Raw genomic sequence first — 18,157 nt, 5'->3', positions numbered from 1 at the left:
CCCGGAGCCGTTGGACGGGCGCAGGTGTTCGGAGGCCCCCGTTCCACCTTTGGCGTCAACTGGACAGGGCCTGGCCAGCACGGCGAGCGGACTGGCAGGATCGCAAGCATGTTCCAGGTCCTGCTCCGCGTCAGCCGTCGTCGCGTTCTCATCGCGGCCACGGCGTTCGTCGTGGTGCTCGGTCTGCTCCTGTGGTGGGTCCTGTCTCTCGGGGATTCCGCGCCCAGCGGCCGGATCACCTTCAGCACAGGCGTCCAGAACGGCGTGTACCAGCGGTATGGCGTCCTGCTGGAGGACGCCCTCGCCCGCGATCTGCCGGATGTCGACATAGACCTCCGGCAGAGCGAGGGCTCGCAGGAGAATCTCGCCCGGGTGGCCTCGGGAGAGGCCGACTTCACCATCGCCACGGCCGACGCCGTGGCTAAGTACCAGCGAGAGGGCAGGCCGGGGGCCGATCGGCTGAGGGGCTGTGCCCGGCTGTACGACGACTATGTGCAACTGGTGGTGCCCCGGGACTCGCGTGTGCGGAAGGTCGGGGACCTGCGCGGCAAGAGCGTCGGGGTCGGGCAGGAGGGATCCGGCGTCCGGATCATCGCCGAGCGGCTGCTCCTCGCGGCGGGGCTCGACCCGGACAGGGACGTCACACCCGTGCCGCTGGGGATAGACACCGCACCTGACCGGATGGAGAAGGGCAGACTCGACGCCTTCTTCTGGTCGGGCGGGCTGCCGACCAGCGCCGTCGAGAAGATGTCGGAGCGCTATCCGATACGCCTGGTGCCACTGGAGTCCGGCTTGATAGAGGAGGTGCACACCACAAGCGACGCGACGAGCTACTACCGCCTGGCCGTGATGCCGCCCGACGCCTATCTCCAGATGCAGGGCGGTCGCCCGGTGGCGACGATGGCCGTGGCCAATCTCCTGGTGACCACGGACACCATGGACGAGGCGATGGTCGAGGGCTTCACCCGTACCGTGATCAAGAGCAGGGACCGAATAGGCCGCACGGTCCATCCGGCCCAGCTGGTGGACCTGCGGACCGCGATATACACGGCTCCGCTGCCCCTGCACAAAGGGGCGAAGCGCTACTACAGCTCGGTCAAGCCGTAGGCGTTGACGGAGCCCGCGCAGCCCGCGGTGGCGCGGGCCGCGCGGTCGGGGAACCGGCGGTCACGCAGTGCCTGCGGTCTGCACGGACCGGCAACCCGCTGAGACCGGTCGGCCCAAGCGGGGCCATGGCCCAATCCGCGCGGGCCCACCGCTCATGACTCCCACCGGCGGCGACCTGCCCGAGGGGCATGCGTCATGACGCGGGACCGTGGTGGGCCCCGGGGCGGGGCGCCGGGCGGTTCAGTCCGCCCGGGGCACAACCGCCGGGGGTGTACGGGGGACGCTGAGGGTCACCTTCAGGCCCCGAGGCTCATGGTGGGCGTACGAGATCGTGCCGCCCCCCGCCGAGAGGAGGGCACGGGAGATGGAGAGGCCGAGTCCGGAGCCCTTGACGTTCTGGTGGCGGCCGCTGCGCCAGAAGCGGTCGCCGATACGGGCCAGTTCCTCGTCCGACAGCCCGGGACCACCGTCGGTGATCACAATCGTGGAGGTGTTGCCATGGGAGGCGACCGCGACGGTCACCGCCTCGTCGGGCGGGGTGAACTTGAGCGCGTTGTCGACGACGGCGTCCAGTGCGCTGGAGAGCGCGATCGGGTCAGCCCAAGCGGTGACGGCGGAGGTGTCCCCGATGAGCCGGACGCCTTTCTCCTCGGCCAGAGGACGCCAGGCGGCGACGCGCTCGGCGGCCAGTTCACCGATATCGGTGAGTCCGAGGGCGGCGGAGGAGTGCTCGGCCAGCGCCAGGTCGAGCAGATCGTCGAGGACCTGGCTGAGGCGTTTGCCCTCGGTGCGGACGGAGGCGATCTCCTCGTTGCCGTCGGGCAGTTCGAGCGCGAGGAGTTCGATGCGCAGCAGCAGAGCGGCCAGAGGGTTGCGGAGCTGATGGGAGGCATCGGCGACGAAGGCCCGTTGCTGCTCCAGCACCCCTTCGACGTTGTCGGCCATCTCGTTGAAGGAACGGGCCAGGCGCCGCAGCTCCGGAGGGCCGCCGGCCACCGCGACACGCGAGTTCAGCTGTCCGGTCGCGATGTCGTGGGTGGCCGCGTCCAGCACGCGTACGGGCCTCAGCACCCAGCCGGTGAGCCGGAAGGCCGCGCCCACGGCGAGCAGCATCGCCGCGCTCTCCCCCGCCACGATCAGCAGCCAGCCCCGCAGGATCCGGGCCCGCAACTGCCCGGTGGGCGAGTCGGTGAAGACGACGGCGACGACATCGCCGTCCCGGACGACCGGCGAGGCGACGACCAGGCGGCCGTCGTCCTGCCAGGGCCAGACCTGAGGCGGGTCCTGGCTGCGCCGTCCCGACAGTGCCTCCCTGAATGCCTGCTGACCGGAGCCGTCCGGGGGCACGGTCCAGTTCTCGGGCGACCGGGCCATAAAGCGCTGTCCGTCGCGGTGGAAGACGCCCGCGTTGATGCCGTAGGTGTCGTGGTAGCGCTTGAGCTGGTCCTTGAGCGTGGACCCCCGTTCATCGATTCCGCCCGGGCCCTCGGTGACGAACTGCGCGAGCGCGGCGAACCGTACGGTGTCGTCGATCCGGTCGACGACCACCTTCTGCTGGTGCGCGGCGGCGATGCTCACGGCGAGCGGGAAGCCGAGGGCGAGCAGTACCCCCGCCATGAGGACGATGAGCAGCGGAAGGAGTCGGGTACGCACAGAGGTCGGTCACGCACTCGGCACGACGAGCCGGTAGCCGACACCGCGCACGGTCTCGATCAGCGCGGGCATCCGCAGCTTGGAGCGCAGGGAGGCCACATGGACCTCCAGGGTGCGACCTGTCCCCTCCCAGCTGGTGCGCCACACCTCGCTGATGATCTGCTCCCGGCGGAAGACGACCCCCGGCCGCTGGGCCAGCAGCGCCAGGAGATCGAATTCCTTGCGTGTCAGCTGCACATCGTCACCGCCGACGCTGACGCGCCGGGTGGGCAGCTCAATGCTCACCGGACCGAGCCGCAGGAAGTGGTCCGGGGCGGCCGCGGCCGCCTCCTCGTTGTGGGAGGTCCGGCGTGCGACCGCGTGGATACGGGCCAGCAGCTCACCGGTGTCGTACGGCTTGACCACATAGTCGTCGGCCCCGAGGTTGAGGCCGTGGATCCGGGACCGTACATCGGCCCGCGCGGTCACCATGATCACGGGTGTCGACGTGATCTTGCGGAGCTTTCCGCAGACCTGGTACCCGTCCTGATCGGGCAGCCCGAGATCGAGCAGCACGACCCCGAAAGGCGCCTTGCCGGGGTGCGCGGCGGGGAGTACGGCGTGCAGTGCCTCCTCGCCGTTGCGGGCATGCACCACCTCGAACCCGTGCCGGGCGAGCACCGCCGACAGGGCGGCGGCGACATGGTCGTCGTCCTCGACGAGCAGCAGTCTCATGGCCCCCCTACGGTGGTGCGGTCGAGCTGGACGATCGGCGTACCCGCTCCGGTGTACCACGGCATCTAGGCCGATTTCCCACCGGGCAGTCAAGAGGGATTCAGCCCCTCCAGGCTTCCGTTATCCACCCGGTACGCCACCTCTCAAACCCCTTCACCGAAAGTACCTGCCGGAGGCCGGATCGTTATCCTCAATTTCCGCTCAGATGTAATGACGCTGGTCGCACCGCGTCACTAAGGTCCTCCCAATCGACGAGGACGGAGCTGTGGGCCGATGAGCGGAGTGTCAGTGTCCAAGGTCGTCGGGGATGCCGTTCCCGCCGCGGACGACCTGGTCGTACTGAGCAATGTCAACAAGCACTTCGGTGCGCTGCATGTTCTTCAGGACATCGATCTGACCATAGCCAGAGGAGAGGTCGTGGTCGTCATCGGGCCCTCCGGGTCCGGTAAGTCCACTCTGTGCCGCACCATCAACCGCCTGGAGGCAATCGACTCCGGTGCAATCTCCATCGACGGAAAACCACTGCCCCAGGAGGGCCGTGAACTCGCCAGGCTGCGCGCCGATGTCGGCATGGTTTTCCAGTCGTTCAATCTCTTCGCCCACAAGACGGTCCTGGAGAACGTCATGCTGGGCCAGATCAAGGTCCGGAAGAAGGACAAGGGCGAAGCCGAGCGCCGGGCGCGTGAGCTGCTCGACCGGGTCGGCGTCGGCTCGCAGTGCGACAAGTACCCCGCGCAGCTCTCCGGCGGGCAGCAGCAGCGGGTCGCGATCGCCCGGGCGCTGGCGATGGACCCCAAGGTCATCCTCTTCGACGAGCCGACGTCGGCGCTCGACCCCGAGATGATCAACGAGGTGCTGGAAGTGATGCAGCAGCTCGCCCGGGACGGGATGACCATGGTCGTGGTCACCCATGAGATGGGCTTCGCCCGCTCGGCCGCCAACCGGGTCGTCTTCATGGCCGACGGCCGGATCGTCGAAGAGGCCGCGCCCGACGCGTTCTTCAGCAACCCGCGCAGCGACCGGGCCAAGGACTTCCTGTCGAAGATCCTGCACCACTGACCCCAGCAGTCACGTCACCCCCTCAGCACACCGGCTGTCCCAAAGGATCGGCGCCTCCCCTCGGTTCCGGCCGCCCCGGGTACGTGTCCGGCCCGGGCCCGTACCGATCCGACGGGCCCGTAACCGGATTCCGCACCCGGGCCCCGCGACAGCCGGCGGACAGGCTCACGCAACGGCGAACCACGACGTAAGGGATTTCACCATGAAGCTCCGCGCCCGCAAGGCAACCGCGGCGATCGCCTCGGTTCTGACCCTCTCCCTGGCCGCGACCGCGTGTGGCAGCGACGACGGCGACTCCGGCAGCGGCGGCGACAAGATCGTCATCGGGATCAAGTTCGACCAGCCCGGTGTCGGTCTGAAGACCAAGGACGGCAAGTACACCGGCTTCGACGTCGACGTCGCGACCTATGTGGCCAAGGAACTCGGCTACGACGCCAAGGACATCGAGTGGAAGCAGACTCCGAGCGCCCAGCGCGAGACCATGCTGGCCAACGGTGACGTCGAGTTCATCACCGCCAGCTACTCGATCACCGACAAGCGCAAGGAGAAGGTCGACTTCGCCGGTCCGTACTTCCTCGCCCACCAGGATCTGCTGATCCGCAACGACGAGACCGGCATCACCAAGGCCGAGGACCTCAACAGCAAGAAGCTCTGCTCGGTCACCGGCTCGACCTCCGCCCAGAACGTCAAGGACGAACTCGCCCCCAAGGCGGACCTCCAGACACTCGGCGGATACTCCGAGTGTCTGACCGGCCTGGAGAACAAGTCCGTCGACGCTCTGACCACGGACGACGCCATCCTGGCCGGCTACGCCTCCCAGCCCGAGCACCAGGGCAAGTTCAAGCTGGCCGGCCTCAAGCTGAGCGACGAGAACTACGGCATCGGTGTCAAGAAGGGCAACAGCGACCTCAAGGGCAAGATCAACAAGGCGCTGGAGAAGATGAAGTCCGACGGCTCCTGGGAGAAGTTCGTCCAGGCCAACTTCAGCAAGGCCAACTACAAGTACGAGCCCGCGCCGGCGATCGACGCGAGCTGAGGCCAGCGGTGGCGTGCCACCGGCCTCGGCGGCCGGTGGCACGCGCCATCTACCCACCAGGAGAGATCGCGGGTCAACGTGTTCGATTTCCTCGATTCCCCGCAGTACGACCTGCTCGACGCGTTCTGGATGACGGTCAAACTCACCGTCTACTCGGCGGTGGGCTCCCTGATATGGGGAACACTGCTGGCCGGTATGCGCGTCGGCCCCGTCCCCTTGATGCGGGCCTTCGGCACGGGCTACGTCAACATCGTCCGCAACACCCCGCTGACGGTGGTCCTCGTCGCCTGTTCCCTGGGCCTGGCCTCGACCATGGGTGTCACCCTCGGCGGTAAGGACCTCGCGGACATCGGATTCCGGATGGCCGTCCTGGGCCTTATCGCCTACACCGGCACCTTCGTGTGCGAGGCGCTGCGCTCCGGTATCAACACCGTTCCCGTCGGCCAGGCGGAGTCCGCCCGCGCCCTGGGCTTCGGTTTCTTCCAGGTACTGACCCTGGTCATTCTTCCCCAGGCGTTCCGTTCGGCCGTCACACCGCTCACCAATGTGCTGATCGCACTCACCAAGAACACCACGGTGGCGTCGGCGATCGGTGTCGCGGAAGCATCGGCCCTGATGAAGACGATGGTCGAGAACGAGTCCGACGCGCTCTTCGCCGTCTTCGGCGTCTTCGCCTTCGGCTTCATCGTCCTGACCCTGCCGACCGGTCTGCTGCTGGGCTGGGTGGCCAAGCGAGTGGCGGTGAAACGATGAGTTCCGTTCTGTACGACGAGCCGGGTCCCAAGGCGAAGGCCCGGAACATCGCCTACACCGTGCTGTTCCTGGTGGCGCTCGGCCTCACCCTGTGGTGGGTCCTGGCCACCATGGCCGACAAGGACCAGTTGGCGGCGGAGAAGTGGAGCCCGTTCGTCAAGGACTCCAAGGCGTGGACCACCTTCCTGCTGCCGGGGCTCTGGGAAACGGTCAAGGCGGCCGCCGTCTCCGTCGTCATCGCCCTCCCGCTCGGCGCCGCTCTCGGCATCGGCCGGCTCTCCGACCACGCCTGGGTCAGGGGCCCGGTGGGAGCGGTGATCGAGTTCTTCCGCGCCATCCCGGTCCTGCTGCTGATGGTCTTCGCCTCCCAGTTCCTCGTCCAGTTCTCCGATGTGGACTCGGATCTGCGGCCGATGTACGCGGTGATCATCGGGCTGGTCCTCTACAACGCGTCCGTCATCGCGGAGATCGTCCGGGCCGGGATCCTCTCGCTGCCCCGGGGCCAGACCGACGCCGCCCAGGCGATCGGGATGCGCAAGGGCCAGACCATGACGTACGTCCTGCTGCCGCAGGCGGTCACCGCGATGCTGCCCGCGCTGGTCAGCCAGTTGGTGGTCATCGTCAAGGACACCGCCCTCGGTGGAGCGATCCTCGGCTTCTCCGAACTGCTGTACCAGAACCGCGCGATCACCGCCAACTACGGCGCCAACACCATCGCCGCACTCACGGTCATCTCCTTGATCTACATCGCCCTCAATTTCGCGCTCACCGGTTTCGCGAGCTGGCTGGAAGGCCGGGTACGGCGCGCGAAGAAGAGCACGGGAGCGGTCGTCGACATCGAGGAGATGGGCACGGGGATCAGCAAGGTCTGACGGAGTGCCATCGGGACTTCCGGTGTACGGCCGCCGGAGGTCCCGGTCGGCCGACCGCGTAATCCGTCGGGCCGGCGGCGGTTCCCGGCCGGCCGCCCGGGCCCGCACCTGGCCTGGGGCGGGCCCGGGCAGGGCCCATGGCGAAGGTTCACATCCGGCCAACGCAGGGCCCCGCCGGGTTCACGGCGGAGGTTCGTGTCCGGCCGACGGCAGGTTCGCGGAAGTTCCGGCGGACGAGGAGGTGTCGGGCGCTCCGAACCACCGTCCGGGCGGCGCTCGGGTCCGCCGCCCGGACGGTGGCGGCCGCCCGGTGACCGGGAGGCCGGGACCGCACCGGTGCCGGAGGCGGTGGCCAACCTGACGTGGTCCGCACAGGTGGGATCGGAGTTCCCCGTTCCACAGGAGGCGGTGGCGCATCGGCGCCACCGCCTCTCTGCGCGCCCGGCGTGGCACCCCTGCGGCGCTCCCCCGCCCGTCTACGCTCTCCCTCTCGCCCTTTTCCGCCTCTTTCCTCCGCCCAACCCGCCTCTTCCGCTTCGGCGGGATCAGTGGGCGCCATGCCGCTCCCTCGTCACTTGACGCAGGCACCCCCAGTAGGTTGCATACGTTCTGTGATCGCGTACCGGGGCTCCACCGCACCCAGCCGTACGACCGTCCGAGCCCGAGGAGTCACGCCGTGGACCCGGTGATCGTCGTCGGCGCCGGTCCGGTCGGACTCGCGCTCTCGCTCGCCCTCGCACAGCAGGGCGTGCCCTCCGTCGTGCTCGACGAGGGCGGCGGCAGAGACGAACCGCGGCCCGCCCGCACGGTGGTACTGCGCCCGGACACCGCGGCCCTGATGGAGCGGCTGGGCTGCACCACGGTGCGTGACGAGGGAGCCCGCTGGACGGGCTGGCGCTCCCTGCGTCGCAAGCAGGAGGTACGGCAGCAGGCACTGGGCACCGACACCGTCCCTTCCCCCCTCCACATCCCCCAGCACGCCCTGACCCGCGGTCTGCGGGACGCGGTCGCCGCCCAGCCGTTGATCAAACCGGTCACCGAGAGCCGGCTGGACTCCCTGGAACAGGACTCCCGGGGAGTCACCGTCCACACCCGCGGTCCACGGGCCACCTGGTGGCGCGGCAGCCATCTGGTGGGCTGCGACGGTGCGCGTTCCACCGTCCGCAAGCTCCTCGGCATCCGCTTCCCCGGGCGGACGGCGGTGGAACGGCACGCCGTGGCGACCCTGCGCACCGAACTCCCCTGGCCCGACGAAGCGTTGCTGCACCGCCAGCCGCCCTGGCGCTCGGGCGGCGAGGAGGTCACGGCACGGCCCCTGCCGGACGACGTGTGGCGGCTGGACTGGCTGCTGCCGTCCGGGGGCGAACTGGTCACCCCCGACACCCTGGTGGCCCGCGTACGCGACACCCTCGCAGGCTGGTGCGACGGCACCCCGCCCTATGAACTCCTCGACACCGGCGTCTACACGGTCCACCACCGTCTCGCGCGCCGCTGGCGCGTGGACCGGGCCTTCCTCGCCGGCGACGCGGCCCATCTGCTCGGCGCACTCGGCACACAAGGTCTGGACGAGGGACTGCGCGACGCCGACAACCTGGCGTGGAAGCTCGCGCTCGCCTGGCACCACGGCGGGTCCCCCACCCTGCTCGACAGCTACCAGGCCGAGCGCCGGACCTGTGTGGCGGCCAGGCTGCGCGCCGCCGACCAGGCACTGCCGATACTGCGCGGCGGCAACGCCCTGCGCACCTATCTGCCGGGCGCCACGCGCGGCCACGACACCCTCCTCACCGACGGGCATCTGGGGCAGGGTCCCCTGGGAGCGCCCCCCGTCTACGCGCACTCCCCCCTCGCACCCGAATACGCTCCCTCGCAGATCCCCGTCGGCACGGAGGCGGGCGCCCCGGTCGAGGACGTACGGGTGACGGCGCCCGACGGGACGAGCGCCCGGCTCCGGGACCGGCTGGGGCGGGGACAGCTGCTGGTCCTGCTGGTCGCGCCCGGTACCGGGGTCTGGGACCGGCGGCACTGGCAGAGCGCCGGGGTGATGCCGAGGCTGGCAGCGGCGGTGTCCGCGCTGCCGGTACGCGCCGAGCTGCTGGTGACGGAAAACTACCCGGGCGCACCCGCACACGCGGTCCTGCTCGTACGCCCGGACGGACACCTCGTCGCCGCGTTCAGCGGTGTACGGCCCGCGGAGTTGTACGCGGCGGCCGACGCGGCGCGCGGCGGCGCCCCTTCTTCGGCGCGCAGTGACCGTACCGCGGACGTCAATTGACCATGGAGGGTCCGCATGGTGTACTCCGGAGCGTGACCGACACCGATGTGCGCCTGTGGCGGAGGGTCCATATGGATCTCCTCCGTTACGCGGGCTGCGTGTGTCGACCGTCCTGCTGAATTCGCCCTTTCCCCGCGCCGCGACACCCGCCGTGTCCGCGCGCCCCCAGCGATTTCCCAGGACGGTTCTCCATGTCCCCATCCGCCTTCCCGTCTCCCGGCACATCCACTACGTCTTCCCCGGCCGCGTCACCGACCTCGGCCGAACTGCTCGACTTCGTACGGGAGGCAGCGGCCGACGCCGAGCTGGTCGCCTCCCTCCCCCTCGACCCCGAGGGCCGCACCTGGGTACGTCTCGAAGGGCCGGGCGGCAGTGAGGCGTGGCTGATCGGCTGGCCGCCCGGCACAGGCACCGGCTGGCACGACCACGCCGAGTCCCTGGGCGCCTTCGCCACAGCGGCAGGTGAGTTGACCGAGAACTCCCTCGCCGTACGGCTTCCCGCGGGTGGCTGGAAGACCCTCGAACTGCACGAGGACCTGGACCGCGAGCGGCGGGTGACGGCGGGTCAGGGGCGCGCGTTCGGCCGGCACCACGTACATGAGGTGCTGAACGAGTCGCCTTCCGGGCACGCCGTCTCGGTCCACGCCTACTATCCGCCGCTGCCGCTCATCCGCCGCTTCAGCCGGACCGGCGCGGTGCTCCGTCTCGAGCAGGTCGAGCGTCCGGAGGACTGGCAGTGAGCGAGCCGATCGGCATCGACGAACTCCTGGAACAGGTCCGTGCGGAGCTGGACCGGATAGGGCCCGCGCAGGCATTCGACGAGGCCGCAGCCGGAGCCCTGCTGGTGGACATCCGCTACGCGGCCCTGCGCGAGCGCGACGGACTGATCCCCGGCGCCCTGGTCGTGGAGCGCAATGAACTGGAGTGGCGGCTGGACCCGCTGGGCAGTCATCGCGCTCCGGAGGCGGTCGGCCATGACCTCCGCGTGGTGGTCGTCTGCAACGAGGGCTACGCGTCCTCCCTGGCTGCCGTCTCCCTTCGCCGTCTGGGCCTTTACCGCGCGACCGACCTCATCGGTGGCTTCCAGGCCTGGAAGGCGGCCGGTCTCCCGACAGAGAGCTGAGCCGGCCGCAGCCCGCCGTCGGCCGGTGAGGCCGGCATCCTGGCCGGTGGAGCCGGCACCCGCCCGATGTGCACCGGAGCGCGGGCGTATGACACGCGCTCCGGGCACGGACGGCCGGCTCCCGCCCGGTGGGACGGCCGCGCCTCGGGCGTCACCAGTGCGGTGAACCGTCCGGCCGCCGCACTAAAAACCCCCGGGTATGTCCTCCATGTCCTCCCCCTCTTCCTCCAGCGCCCGTCTGACCACGCGAAGGGCCATCCCCTCCCCGTACCCCTTGCGGGCGAGCATTCCCGCGAGTCGGCGGATACGGCGGTCGCGGTCGAGGCCCCGGGTGGCGGGGAGCCTGCGGGCGACGAGCGCGCGGGCGGTCTCCTCCTCGCGCTCGGAGTCCAGTCGCTCGACCGCGTCATGGATCAGGGCGGCGTCCACGCCCTTGGTCCGCAGCTCGCGCGCCAGCGCGCGCCGGGCAAGGCCCCGGCCGTGGTGCCGGGACTCCACCCACGCCCCGGCGAACGCCGCGTCGTCGATCAGGCCCACATCCTCGAAGCGGGAGAGGATCTCCTCCGCGACCTCCTCGGGGATCTCCCGCTTGCGGAGCGCGTCCGCGAGCTGCTTACGGGTACGCGGGGTGCCGGTGAGCAGGCGCAGACAGATCGCCCGCGCCCGCTCCGCCGGATCCTGGGGCGACAGCTCCTTCCCGGCCCTCGACGAGTCGGAGCTGTCGCCCGGCCATTCGGTGCGCCGGGCCATCGCTAGCTCTTGGTCGCCGCCGCCTTGGCCACCTTGGCCTTGCCGGCGGGCGCGGGCACGGACTTCGCCGCCTCATCGGCGGGAGCCGCGGCACCCGCCACGTCCGTCCCCGGCTCGGCGGCCGGAGCCTCCGCCTTGACGCCCACGCCCAGCTTTTCCTTGATCTTCTTCTCGATCTCATTGGCGAGATCGGGATTGTCCTTCAGGAAGTTGCGCGCGTTCTCCTTGCCCTGGCCGAGCTGGTCGCCCTCGTACGTGTACCAAGCACCGGCCTTGCGGACGAAACCGTGCTCCACGCCCATGTCGATCAGACCGCCCTCGCGGCTGATGCCCTGCCCGTACAGGATGTCGAACTCGGCCTGCTTGAAGGGCGGCGCGACCTTGTTCTTGACGACCTTCACACGTGTGCGGTTGCCCACCGCGTCGGTGCCGTCCTTCAGGGTCTCGATACGGCGGATGTCCAGACGCACCGAGGCATAGAACTTGAGCGCGCGGCCACCCGTCGTGGTCTCCGGCGAGCCGAACATCACGCCGATCTTCTCGCGGAGCTGGTTGATGAAGATCGCGGTGGTCTTCGACTGGTTCAGCGCGCTGGTGATCTTCCGGAGCGCCTGGCTCATCAGCCGCGCCTGGAGACCGACATGCGAGTCGCCCATCTCGCCCTCGATCTCGGCCCGCGGCACCAGCGCGGCGACGGAGTCGATGACGATCAGGTCGAGCGCGCCGGAGCGGACCAGCATGTCGACGATCTCAAGGGCCTGCTCGCCGTTGTCCGGCTGGGACAGGATGAGGGAGTCGATGTCGACGCCCAGCTTCTTCGCGTACTCCGGGTCGAGGGCGTGCTCGGCGTCCACGAAGGCGACCGCACCGCCCGCCTTCTGCGCATTGGCCACGGCGTGCAGGGTCAGGGTCGTCTTACCGGAGGACTCGGGGCCGTACACCTCCACCACGCGGCCGCGCGGCAGCCCGCCGACGCCGAGCGCGACATCGAGCGCGGTCGACCCGGTGGGGATGACCTCGACGGGCTCATTCGGCCGCTCGCCCAGCCGCATCACCGCACCCTTGCCGAATTGTCGTTCAATCTGTGCGAGCGCGGCGTCGAGCGCCTTCTCGCGGTCGGTTCCTGCCATGGGTTCCACCCGATTTGCTTGAGTCGATCGCTTCACGTCAAAGACGCTAACCCCTGCCACTGACAATGGGCCCCGACGCCCTCCAGCCTGTGGACAACTCCAGGATTCCCGGAGCGCCGGAACCTCCATAAGAATGGATGTTCGATTTCAGTGTCAAGCACACGCCCCGGCGCGCCGCCGCCTGTTCTCGCCCGCCCGTGAGCCCATCCGCCGGTGCCGCGGACCCCTTCCCACCAGCCCCGACCCGGCCGCCGGGCCGCCACCCACCGCCGGGCGCGGGGACGGGAGCGGCCCCGGATGACGGGTCGCTTGCCGCGGCTCACCTCGCCCGGGCCGCCGATGCGCCCCGGCGGTACCTCAGTCGCGGTCCGGCGAGTCGGGCGCAGTACCGGGAGAATCCGGTGTGTCCCGGGTGCCGGAAGCGCCCGGGGCCCCCGGGGTGTCCGGAGCGGGGCGCCGTATCCCCGGCACCGCGCGGATCCGGTCCAGCAGCCGACCGCCTCGCCGCCGGTGGCCGTGGACCCGCGGATCGTCGGTCACGTCGTACCGCTTCACATACGCACCCAGGAACGCCTGGAGGGTGGCGACCGCGGGGATCGCGATCAGCGCGCCGACCGCGCCCAGCAGGGCCGTGCCGGCCACGACCGAGCCGAAGGCCACCGCGGGGTGGATGTCGACGGTCTTCGAGGTCAGCTTGGGCTGGAGCACATAGTTCTCGAACTGCTGGTACACCACGACGAATCCGAGCACCCACACCGCGTACCAGGGATCGACGGTGAAGGCGATCAGCATCGGCAGCGCGCCCGCCAGATAGGTGCCGATGGTCGGGATGAACTGTGAGACCAGACCCACCCAGACGGCGAGCGCGGGGGCATAGGGCACCCCCAGGATCTCCAGCAGGACGAAATGGGCGACTCCGGAGATGAGTGCCATCAGACCGCGCGAGTAGAGGTAGCCGCCCGTCTTGTCGACGGCGATCTCCCAGGCGCGCAGCACCTCGGTCTGCTTGGCCGGCGGCAGTACGGAGCAGATCGCGCGGCGCAGCCGCGGTCCGTCGGCCGCGAAGTAGAACGAGAACAGGAAGATCGTCAGCAGCTTGAACAGCCCGCCGAGCACGGTCGCGGAGACGTCCAGGACCCCGCTCGCGCTGTTCTGGACGTACTTCTGGAGCCAGTCCGAGCGCAGCAGGCTGTCCTGGACCTCGACCCGGGAGAGTTCCGTCCTGAAGGTCTGGTTGATCCAGTTGATGACCGAGTCCAGATACTCGGGGAAGTCCTCGACCATGGTCACGATCTGGTCGGCGAGCATCGACCCGAGCAGGACCACGAAGCCGATCCCCGCGACCAGGATTCCGAAGAAGACCAGGAAGGTGGCGAGTCCTCGCCGCATTCCACGGGCCGCCATCCTGCCCACGGCGGGCTCGATCGCGAGCGCCAGGAAAAAGGCGATGAGGAGGTTGATCAGCAGCCCGATGAGCTGGTGGAAGGCCCAGCTGCCCAGCTGGAAGCACGCGTAGAGGGCCAGCGCGAGCACGATGGCACGGGGCAGCCAGCGGGGCATCCGGGCTGCCCCGGAGGCGCCGGTCACCGAAGTGGTCGGCGGGACGTTCGGCGGAGTCACGCCTTCCGAGGGCACACCCGAAGCGGCGCCCCCTCCGGGCGCGTTCTCGGGGGTGCCGTCGGCCGACTGGCTCGGGGTCACACCTTGGGCAGGCACGGTTCTCCGGTCGGTTCTGTCCTGATCATGTCTGTCGCTCATCGGGGCCACCGGGAAAGTGTCGCCCAGGTCCCGCGCCCGTGAGGAGCCGCCCGGCGTTCTCCCGAGGACCGGAGCGAACGCGTACCGGGCGCCCCGCGGGAACCGGGCCCCCGGCGCCTTCCGATCGCCCCGGACCTCCGGGGTGCCCGAGGCGTTCCGGGTTCCTGAAGGTCTCGGGCCACTCGGCGACGGCCCCGGGATTCATCGGGCTCCCGGTTGCCCTCCGGGCGGATCACCGCTTGTCGGCAGGGATGTCGACGGCAGCGCAGACGGCCCGCCACACGTCCTTCGTCTCCCAGCCCGCGTCCAGCGCCTCATGGACCGTACGGCCACCGAGTTCGGCCATCACATGGTCCCGCGCAAAGGATTCCGCGTACGCCGGCCCGAAGTGGTCCGCCATCCGCTCCCAGAAAATCGTCAACCGCATGACGTCAGTATCCCGCCCCAGGGGGTGCGACCCGCCTCTTCCGTACCGTGCCGGCCCTTTCCGCCGTACGGTCGGGACATGGCCGGATCCGGAACAAGCCCCTCATCTGCCTCGCCCCTCGCCCGTGCCGAGCGTTTCATCTGGCTCACCGCCCGGGTGCTCGAACAACGGCGCTTCGCGTTCCACTTCCTGGGGGGCGCCCCCGAAGCCGTGGAGGCGGCGCTCTCCCCGTATCTCAACGAGGACGGCGGCTACGGCCACGCCCTGGAACCGGATCTGCGCGGTCCGGTCAGTCAGCCCCTGCACACGGCTCACGCCCTGCGCGTCCTGGACTCCATCGGCCGCTGCGGCGGACTGCGCGTGGAGCGGATGTGCCGCTACTTCACCGATGTGTCGACCTCCGACGGCGCTCTCCCGGCGATCCATCCCTCACAGCGCGGCTATCCGGCGGCGCCGTTCATCCCCGTCGTGGACAACCCGCCGGGAGAGCTGCTGACGACCGGCCCGGTGGTCGGGCTGCTGCACCGCAACGAGGTGTGGCACGCCTGGCTGTTCCGTGCCACGGACTTCTGCTGGGCGGCCGTGGAGTCGCTGGAGAAGTCCCATCCGTACGAGATCGAAGCCGCGGTCGCCTTCCTGGACGGTGTCCCGGACCGTGCCCGTGCGGAGGCCGCCGCGGACCGGCTGGGACGGCTGGTGCGCGAGCAGCGGCTCGCCGTGCTGGACCCCGCCCGGCCGGGCGACTACCCGGTCGCCGACGGTTACGCGCCGGGCGAGCACCACCATCCGTACGACTACGCCCCTACGCCCCGGTCGCTTGCCCGGCGCTGGTTCACGGACAGGGAGATGGAACGCTCGCTGGAGCACCTGGCGGGCGAGCAGCGGGAGGACGGCGGCTGGCCGGTCACCTGGCGTCAGTGGGCACCGACGATCGCGCTGGAGGCCCGGCCCATGGTGACGATCGAGGCGCTGCGCACGCTCGGTGCGTACGGACGCGTCATCGGCTGACCGGCGCGGGCGGCTCCGCGCGAGCACCTGACACCTGAGCGCAGACCCCCCGGGGCGAGCACCTGAGTGCAGGCGACTCGGGCACTCAGCCCGGGCACCTGAGCGCAGGCGCCTCGGCCCTGGCCCCTTGCCTTGGCCACCTCGGCTGGGCACATCGGCCCGGGCACCTCAGCCGCCGATCGCCCGCACCCCCGCCGTGACCACCACCGCCGCCGCGACGACGACCAGGAACGGCGCCCGCAGGACCAGTGCCAGGGCGGCGGCGGCAACCCCGGCCACGCGGGCGTCGACTTCCAGGCTGCCGCCCGAACTGAAGGTCTGCTGAGCGGTGAGGGCGGCCAGCAGGGCGACCGGGAGGAGGGCCGCCAGGCGCTGGACGAGCGGGCGTTCCAGGGCGCTGGCGGGGACGAGCAGCCCGGCCAGCTTGACGAGATAGCAGCCGACGACGGTCGCTCCGATCGCGATCCAGACGGTCATCGCTTCCCACCGTCCTCCCGGCTGTCCCGCGCTCCGCCGTCCGCCGTGCCTGCTCGGCCGCCCGGCCCGGCTTTCCTGTCCTCCGGCGTGTCTCCCCGGCCGTCCGGGGACCCTTCCCTGCCGTCCGCCGTCCCCACCTCGTCGTCCTCCGTGCCGTCGCTGCTCTCCGTCGCCGTGGGGGCGCTCCCGCCGCCCGCATCTCCGAAACGTTTCGCTCCTGCGGTACCGAGTCTCATCCCCCGCCCCTTGACCCACAGCACGGCGGGCGCGGCCAGTGCGGCGACCAGCACGGGCACTCCGGCGGGCAGCACGGGAAGCAGGCCGAGCCCGAGAACGACGGCGAGCCCGGCCACCGCCCGCTCGGTGGCGGTACGCAGCATGGGCGCGAGCAGCGCCAGGAAGACGGCGGGGCCTGCGGCGTCCAGCCCCCAGGCGTCGGTGTCCCCGATGGCCTCGGCGCCCAGCGCCCCGAGGAGCGTGGTCAGGTTCCACAGCACATAGAGCGTCGCGCCCGTCACGGTGAAGCCGAGGCGCACGGCCCGCCGTGTCGGCTGGGCCAGGGCGACGGCGGTCGTCTCGTCGATCACCCAGTGCGCGGCGAGGGGCCGTACGAACCGGGGCAGGGCGAGGAGCTGCGACAGCCGCAGTCCGTAGAAGGCGTTGCGCACGCCGAGGAAGAAGGCCCCGGCGGCGGCCGTGAACGGATTGCCGCCCGCCGCGATCGCTCCGACCAGGGCGAACTGCGACGCTCCGGTGAAGACCAGCAGGCTGAGCGCGCAGGTCTGGAGAAGACTGAGCCCGGACCCGGCGGAGGTCACACCGAACGCGAATCCGGAGAGTCCGACCGCCACACCCACGCCCAGCGCGTCACGGACGACGGCGGAGTCCGGCTTGGACGCGGGCTCGGCGGTACCCGGCGTCCTCGGTGAGGACGCCGGGCGGTCTGGGGGAGGGCTCTCCATGGGAGCGGTCTTCTCTGCCATCCGGCGCAGGCTACGCGGAAGACGGCTCACCGTTCTTGTACATTCTTGCGCCCTGCACGCGGCGTCCCGTCTCCGTCGCGGTTCCCGTCCCCGGGCACCGCGCCCCGGCTCCCCCACGGCCCCCGGCCCTGGGGCGGCAGCGGATTCGGGCTCCGTGCCGGGCCCGCTCCAGAAGGCCGCGATGCGCCTAAGGAGCGCGCACGCCCCGCGCGCTCTTTGCGGTACGCGCCGGGTGGCACACCCACGATCCGGGTGAAATGACGGTTCAGATGCGGCTGGTCACTGAAGCCCACGGCGACCGCCACCTCGGAGGGCGCTGTCCCGGAGTCCAGCAGGCCACGGGCACGGCGTACGCGGGCGTCGGTGAGCCAGGTGTGCGGCGGCATTCCGTACTGCGCCTTGAAGGCACGCAGCAGCGCGAAGGGGCTGGTGCCGAGTTCGAGCGCGAGCCGCTCCAGGGAGGGCGGCTCGGTCATACGCTCCTCCAGCAGGGCCCTGGCCAGGGCCGCCGTACGGGCGCCGGATGTCCTCGGCGTACGGGAGGAGGCCGGGCTGCCGCCGTGACTGCCGAGCAGCCTGGCCACGGCGACCCGCAGAAGGCTGTCGGCGGCGAGCGCGTTGCCCGCCTCGGCCGCCTGGTAGACGCCGGGGATCAGCGCGGCGGTTCCGGGGTCGTCGACGAGAACCTCGCGGAAGCCGGGCGTCCCGCGTACGGTACTCACCTCGCGCGCAATCTCCCGGACCAGTTCCGCCGCGGGGTACAGGGCGATGTAAGCCCAGCCGTCGGGGTCCTTGGAGCGGGCGGCGTGCGGCTGCTCCGGATTGAACAGGATGACCTCGCCGGGGCCCGCGTCGACGACGCCCTCCCGTACCCGCATCCGTTCCACGCCGCTGATGACCGAGCCGAGGAGGAAACTCTCGTGGCTGTGACGGGGAAAGGTGTGCCGGACATAGCGGGCGCGCAGCAGTTCGAGGCCCGGCAGCCCGTCGTACCGCCAGTGCCTCGCCGATTCGCTCCGTACCGGACCGCTCATG

19 protein-coding genes are annotated in these 18,157 nt (G+C 70.4%); 10 read left to right on the top strand and 9 right to left on the bottom strand.

All coding sequences use genetic code 11. The features are described 5' to 3' along the window. Positions 1 to 108 precede the first annotated feature (108 nt). Positions 109 to 1,107 carry a TAXI family TRAP transporter solute-binding subunit gene (locus ACIBCM_RS28095; RefSeq protein WP_399247937.1) on the top strand — a complete coding sequence of 333 codons (999 nt, stop codon included), beginning with the start codon at positions 109 to 111 and terminating at the stop codon, positions 1,105 to 1,107. Positions 1,108 to 1,347: 240 nt separating this feature from the next. Here ACIBCM_RS28095 and ACIBCM_RS28090 read toward each other — a convergent pair whose 3' ends face one another. Beyond that, entirely contained in the window at positions 1,348 to 2,760 is a 1,413-nt protein-coding gene (locus ACIBCM_RS28090; protein WP_399247935.1) for an ATP-binding protein, read from the bottom strand. Between the two features lie 9 nt (positions 2,761 to 2,769). Then, positions 2,770 to 3,474: a response regulator transcription factor gene (locus ACIBCM_RS28085; RefSeq protein ID WP_399247933.1), complete on the bottom strand. Its 705-nt coding sequence runs from the start codon at positions 3,472 to 3,474 to the stop codon at positions 2,770 to 2,772. 273 nt (positions 3,475 to 3,747) lie between these two features. Here ACIBCM_RS28085 and ACIBCM_RS28080 point away from each other — a divergent pair, with 273 nt between their 5' ends. The 8 genes from ACIBCM_RS28080 to ACIBCM_RS28045 all read left to right on the top strand — a co-directional run bounded on the left by ACIBCM_RS28080 (position 3,748) and on the right by ACIBCM_RS28045 (position 10,589). Then, on the top strand, positions 3,748 to 4,533 hold the full coding sequence (locus tag ACIBCM_RS28080; RefSeq protein WP_399247931.1) for an amino acid ABC transporter ATP-binding protein: 786 nt from the start codon (positions 3,748 to 3,750) through the stop codon (positions 4,531 to 4,533). A gap of 202 nt (positions 4,534 to 4,735) precedes the next feature. Continuing rightward, positions 4,736 to 5,569 (top strand): glutamate ABC transporter substrate-binding protein, encoded by an 834-nt coding sequence (locus ACIBCM_RS28075; RefSeq protein WP_399247929.1) that lies wholly within the window; start codon positions 4,736 to 4,738, stop codon positions 5,567 to 5,569. 78 nt (positions 5,570 to 5,647) lie between these two features. Then, entirely contained in the window at positions 5,648 to 6,322 is a 675-nt protein-coding gene (locus ACIBCM_RS28070; protein ID WP_399247927.1) for an amino acid ABC transporter permease, read from the top strand. After that, complete coding sequence (locus ACIBCM_RS28065; protein WP_399247925.1) at positions 6,319 to 7,194, top strand: amino acid ABC transporter permease; 876 nt, start codon at positions 6,319 to 6,321, stop codon at positions 7,192 to 7,194. The genes ACIBCM_RS28070 and ACIBCM_RS28065 overlap by 4 nt, the downstream gene beginning before the upstream one ends. A 676-nt stretch (positions 7,195 to 7,870) precedes the next feature. Beyond that, the gene (locus tag ACIBCM_RS28060; RefSeq protein WP_399247923.1) at positions 7,871 to 9,466 is read left to right on the top strand and encodes an FAD-dependent monooxygenase; all 1,596 of its coding nucleotides are present in this window, start codon (positions 7,871 to 7,873) and stop codon (positions 9,464 to 9,466) included. A gap of 2 nt (positions 9,467 to 9,468) precedes the next feature. Beyond that, positions 9,469 to 9,585 (top strand): putative leader peptide, encoded by a 117-nt coding sequence (locus ACIBCM_RS28055; RefSeq protein ID WP_399247921.1) that lies wholly within the window; start codon positions 9,469 to 9,471, stop codon positions 9,583 to 9,585. A 72-nt stretch (positions 9,586 to 9,657) separates the two neighbouring features. Then, positions 9,658 to 10,206 carry a cysteine dioxygenase gene (locus tag ACIBCM_RS28050; protein ID WP_399247919.1) on the top strand — a complete coding sequence of 183 codons (549 nt, stop codon included), beginning with the start codon at positions 9,658 to 9,660 and terminating at the stop codon, positions 10,204 to 10,206. Beyond that, positions 10,197 to 10,589: a rhodanese-like domain-containing protein gene (locus ACIBCM_RS28045; protein ID WP_399248056.1), complete on the top strand. Its 393-nt coding sequence runs from the start codon at positions 10,197 to 10,199 to the stop codon at positions 10,587 to 10,589. Before ACIBCM_RS28050 ends, ACIBCM_RS28045 begins: the two co-directional genes overlap by 10 nt. 183 nt (positions 10,590 to 10,772) lie before the next feature. Here the strand turns inward: ACIBCM_RS28045 and recX are convergent, their stop codons facing one another. The 4 genes from recX to ACIBCM_RS28025 form a co-directional block, all read right to left on the bottom strand. Beyond that, complete coding sequence (gene recX, locus ACIBCM_RS28040; RefSeq protein ID WP_399247917.1) at positions 10,773 to 11,339, bottom strand: recombination regulator RecX; 567 nt, start codon at positions 11,337 to 11,339, stop codon at positions 10,773 to 10,775. Between the two features lie 2 nt (positions 11,340 to 11,341). Continuing rightward, a complete protein-coding gene (gene recA, locus ACIBCM_RS28035) occupies positions 11,342 to 12,469 on the bottom strand; it encodes a recombinase RecA (protein WP_399247915.1) in 1,128 nt (375 codons plus the stop codon). Between the two features lie 357 nt (positions 12,470 to 12,826). After that, the gene (locus ACIBCM_RS28030; protein WP_399248054.1) at positions 12,827 to 14,029 is read right to left on the bottom strand and encodes an AI-2E family transporter; all 1,203 of its coding nucleotides are present in this window, start codon (positions 14,027 to 14,029) and stop codon (positions 12,827 to 12,829) included. A gap of 430 nt (positions 14,030 to 14,459) precedes the next feature. After that, the gene (locus tag ACIBCM_RS28025; RefSeq protein ID WP_389272218.1) at positions 14,460 to 14,654 is read right to left on the bottom strand and encodes a DUF3046 domain-containing protein; all 195 of its coding nucleotides are present in this window, start codon (positions 14,652 to 14,654) and stop codon (positions 14,460 to 14,462) included. A gap of 78 nt (positions 14,655 to 14,732) precedes the next feature. Here ACIBCM_RS28025 and ACIBCM_RS28020 point away from each other — a divergent pair, with 78 nt between their 5' ends. Beyond that, positions 14,733 to 15,662 (top strand): hypothetical protein, encoded by a 930-nt coding sequence (locus ACIBCM_RS28020; RefSeq protein WP_399247913.1) that lies wholly within the window; start codon positions 14,733 to 14,735, stop codon positions 15,660 to 15,662. Positions 15,663 to 15,830: 168 nt separating this feature from the next. On the opposite strand, the gene ACIBCM_RS28015 is transcribed toward ACIBCM_RS28020, so the two are convergent. The 3 genes from ACIBCM_RS28015 to ACIBCM_RS28005 are packed head-to-tail and all read right to left on the bottom strand — an operon-like array spanning position 15,831 to position 18,156. Next, a complete protein-coding gene (locus ACIBCM_RS28015; protein ID WP_399247911.1) occupies positions 15,831 to 16,139 on the bottom strand; it encodes an AzlD domain-containing protein in 309 nt (102 codons plus the stop codon). Further along, positions 16,136 to 17,122 carry an AzlC family ABC transporter permease gene (locus tag ACIBCM_RS28010; protein WP_399247909.1) on the bottom strand — a complete coding sequence of 329 codons (987 nt, stop codon included), beginning with the start codon at positions 17,120 to 17,122 and terminating at the stop codon, positions 16,136 to 16,138. The genes ACIBCM_RS28015 and ACIBCM_RS28010 overlap by 4 nt, the downstream gene beginning before the upstream one ends. Positions 17,123 to 17,148: 26 nt before the next feature. Continuing rightward, positions 17,149 to 18,156 carry an AraC family transcriptional regulator gene (locus ACIBCM_RS28005; protein WP_399247907.1) on the bottom strand — a complete coding sequence of 336 codons (1,008 nt, stop codon included), beginning with the start codon at positions 18,154 to 18,156 and terminating at the stop codon, positions 17,149 to 17,151. Position 18,157 lies beyond the last annotated feature (1 nt).

The organism is Streptomyces sp. NPDC051018 (assembly GCF_044456085.1).
Classification (GTDB): Bacteria; Actinomycetota; Actinomycetes; order Streptomycetales; family Streptomycetaceae; genus Streptomyces.
This window is presented reverse-complemented; position numbering and strand designations above follow the sequence as displayed.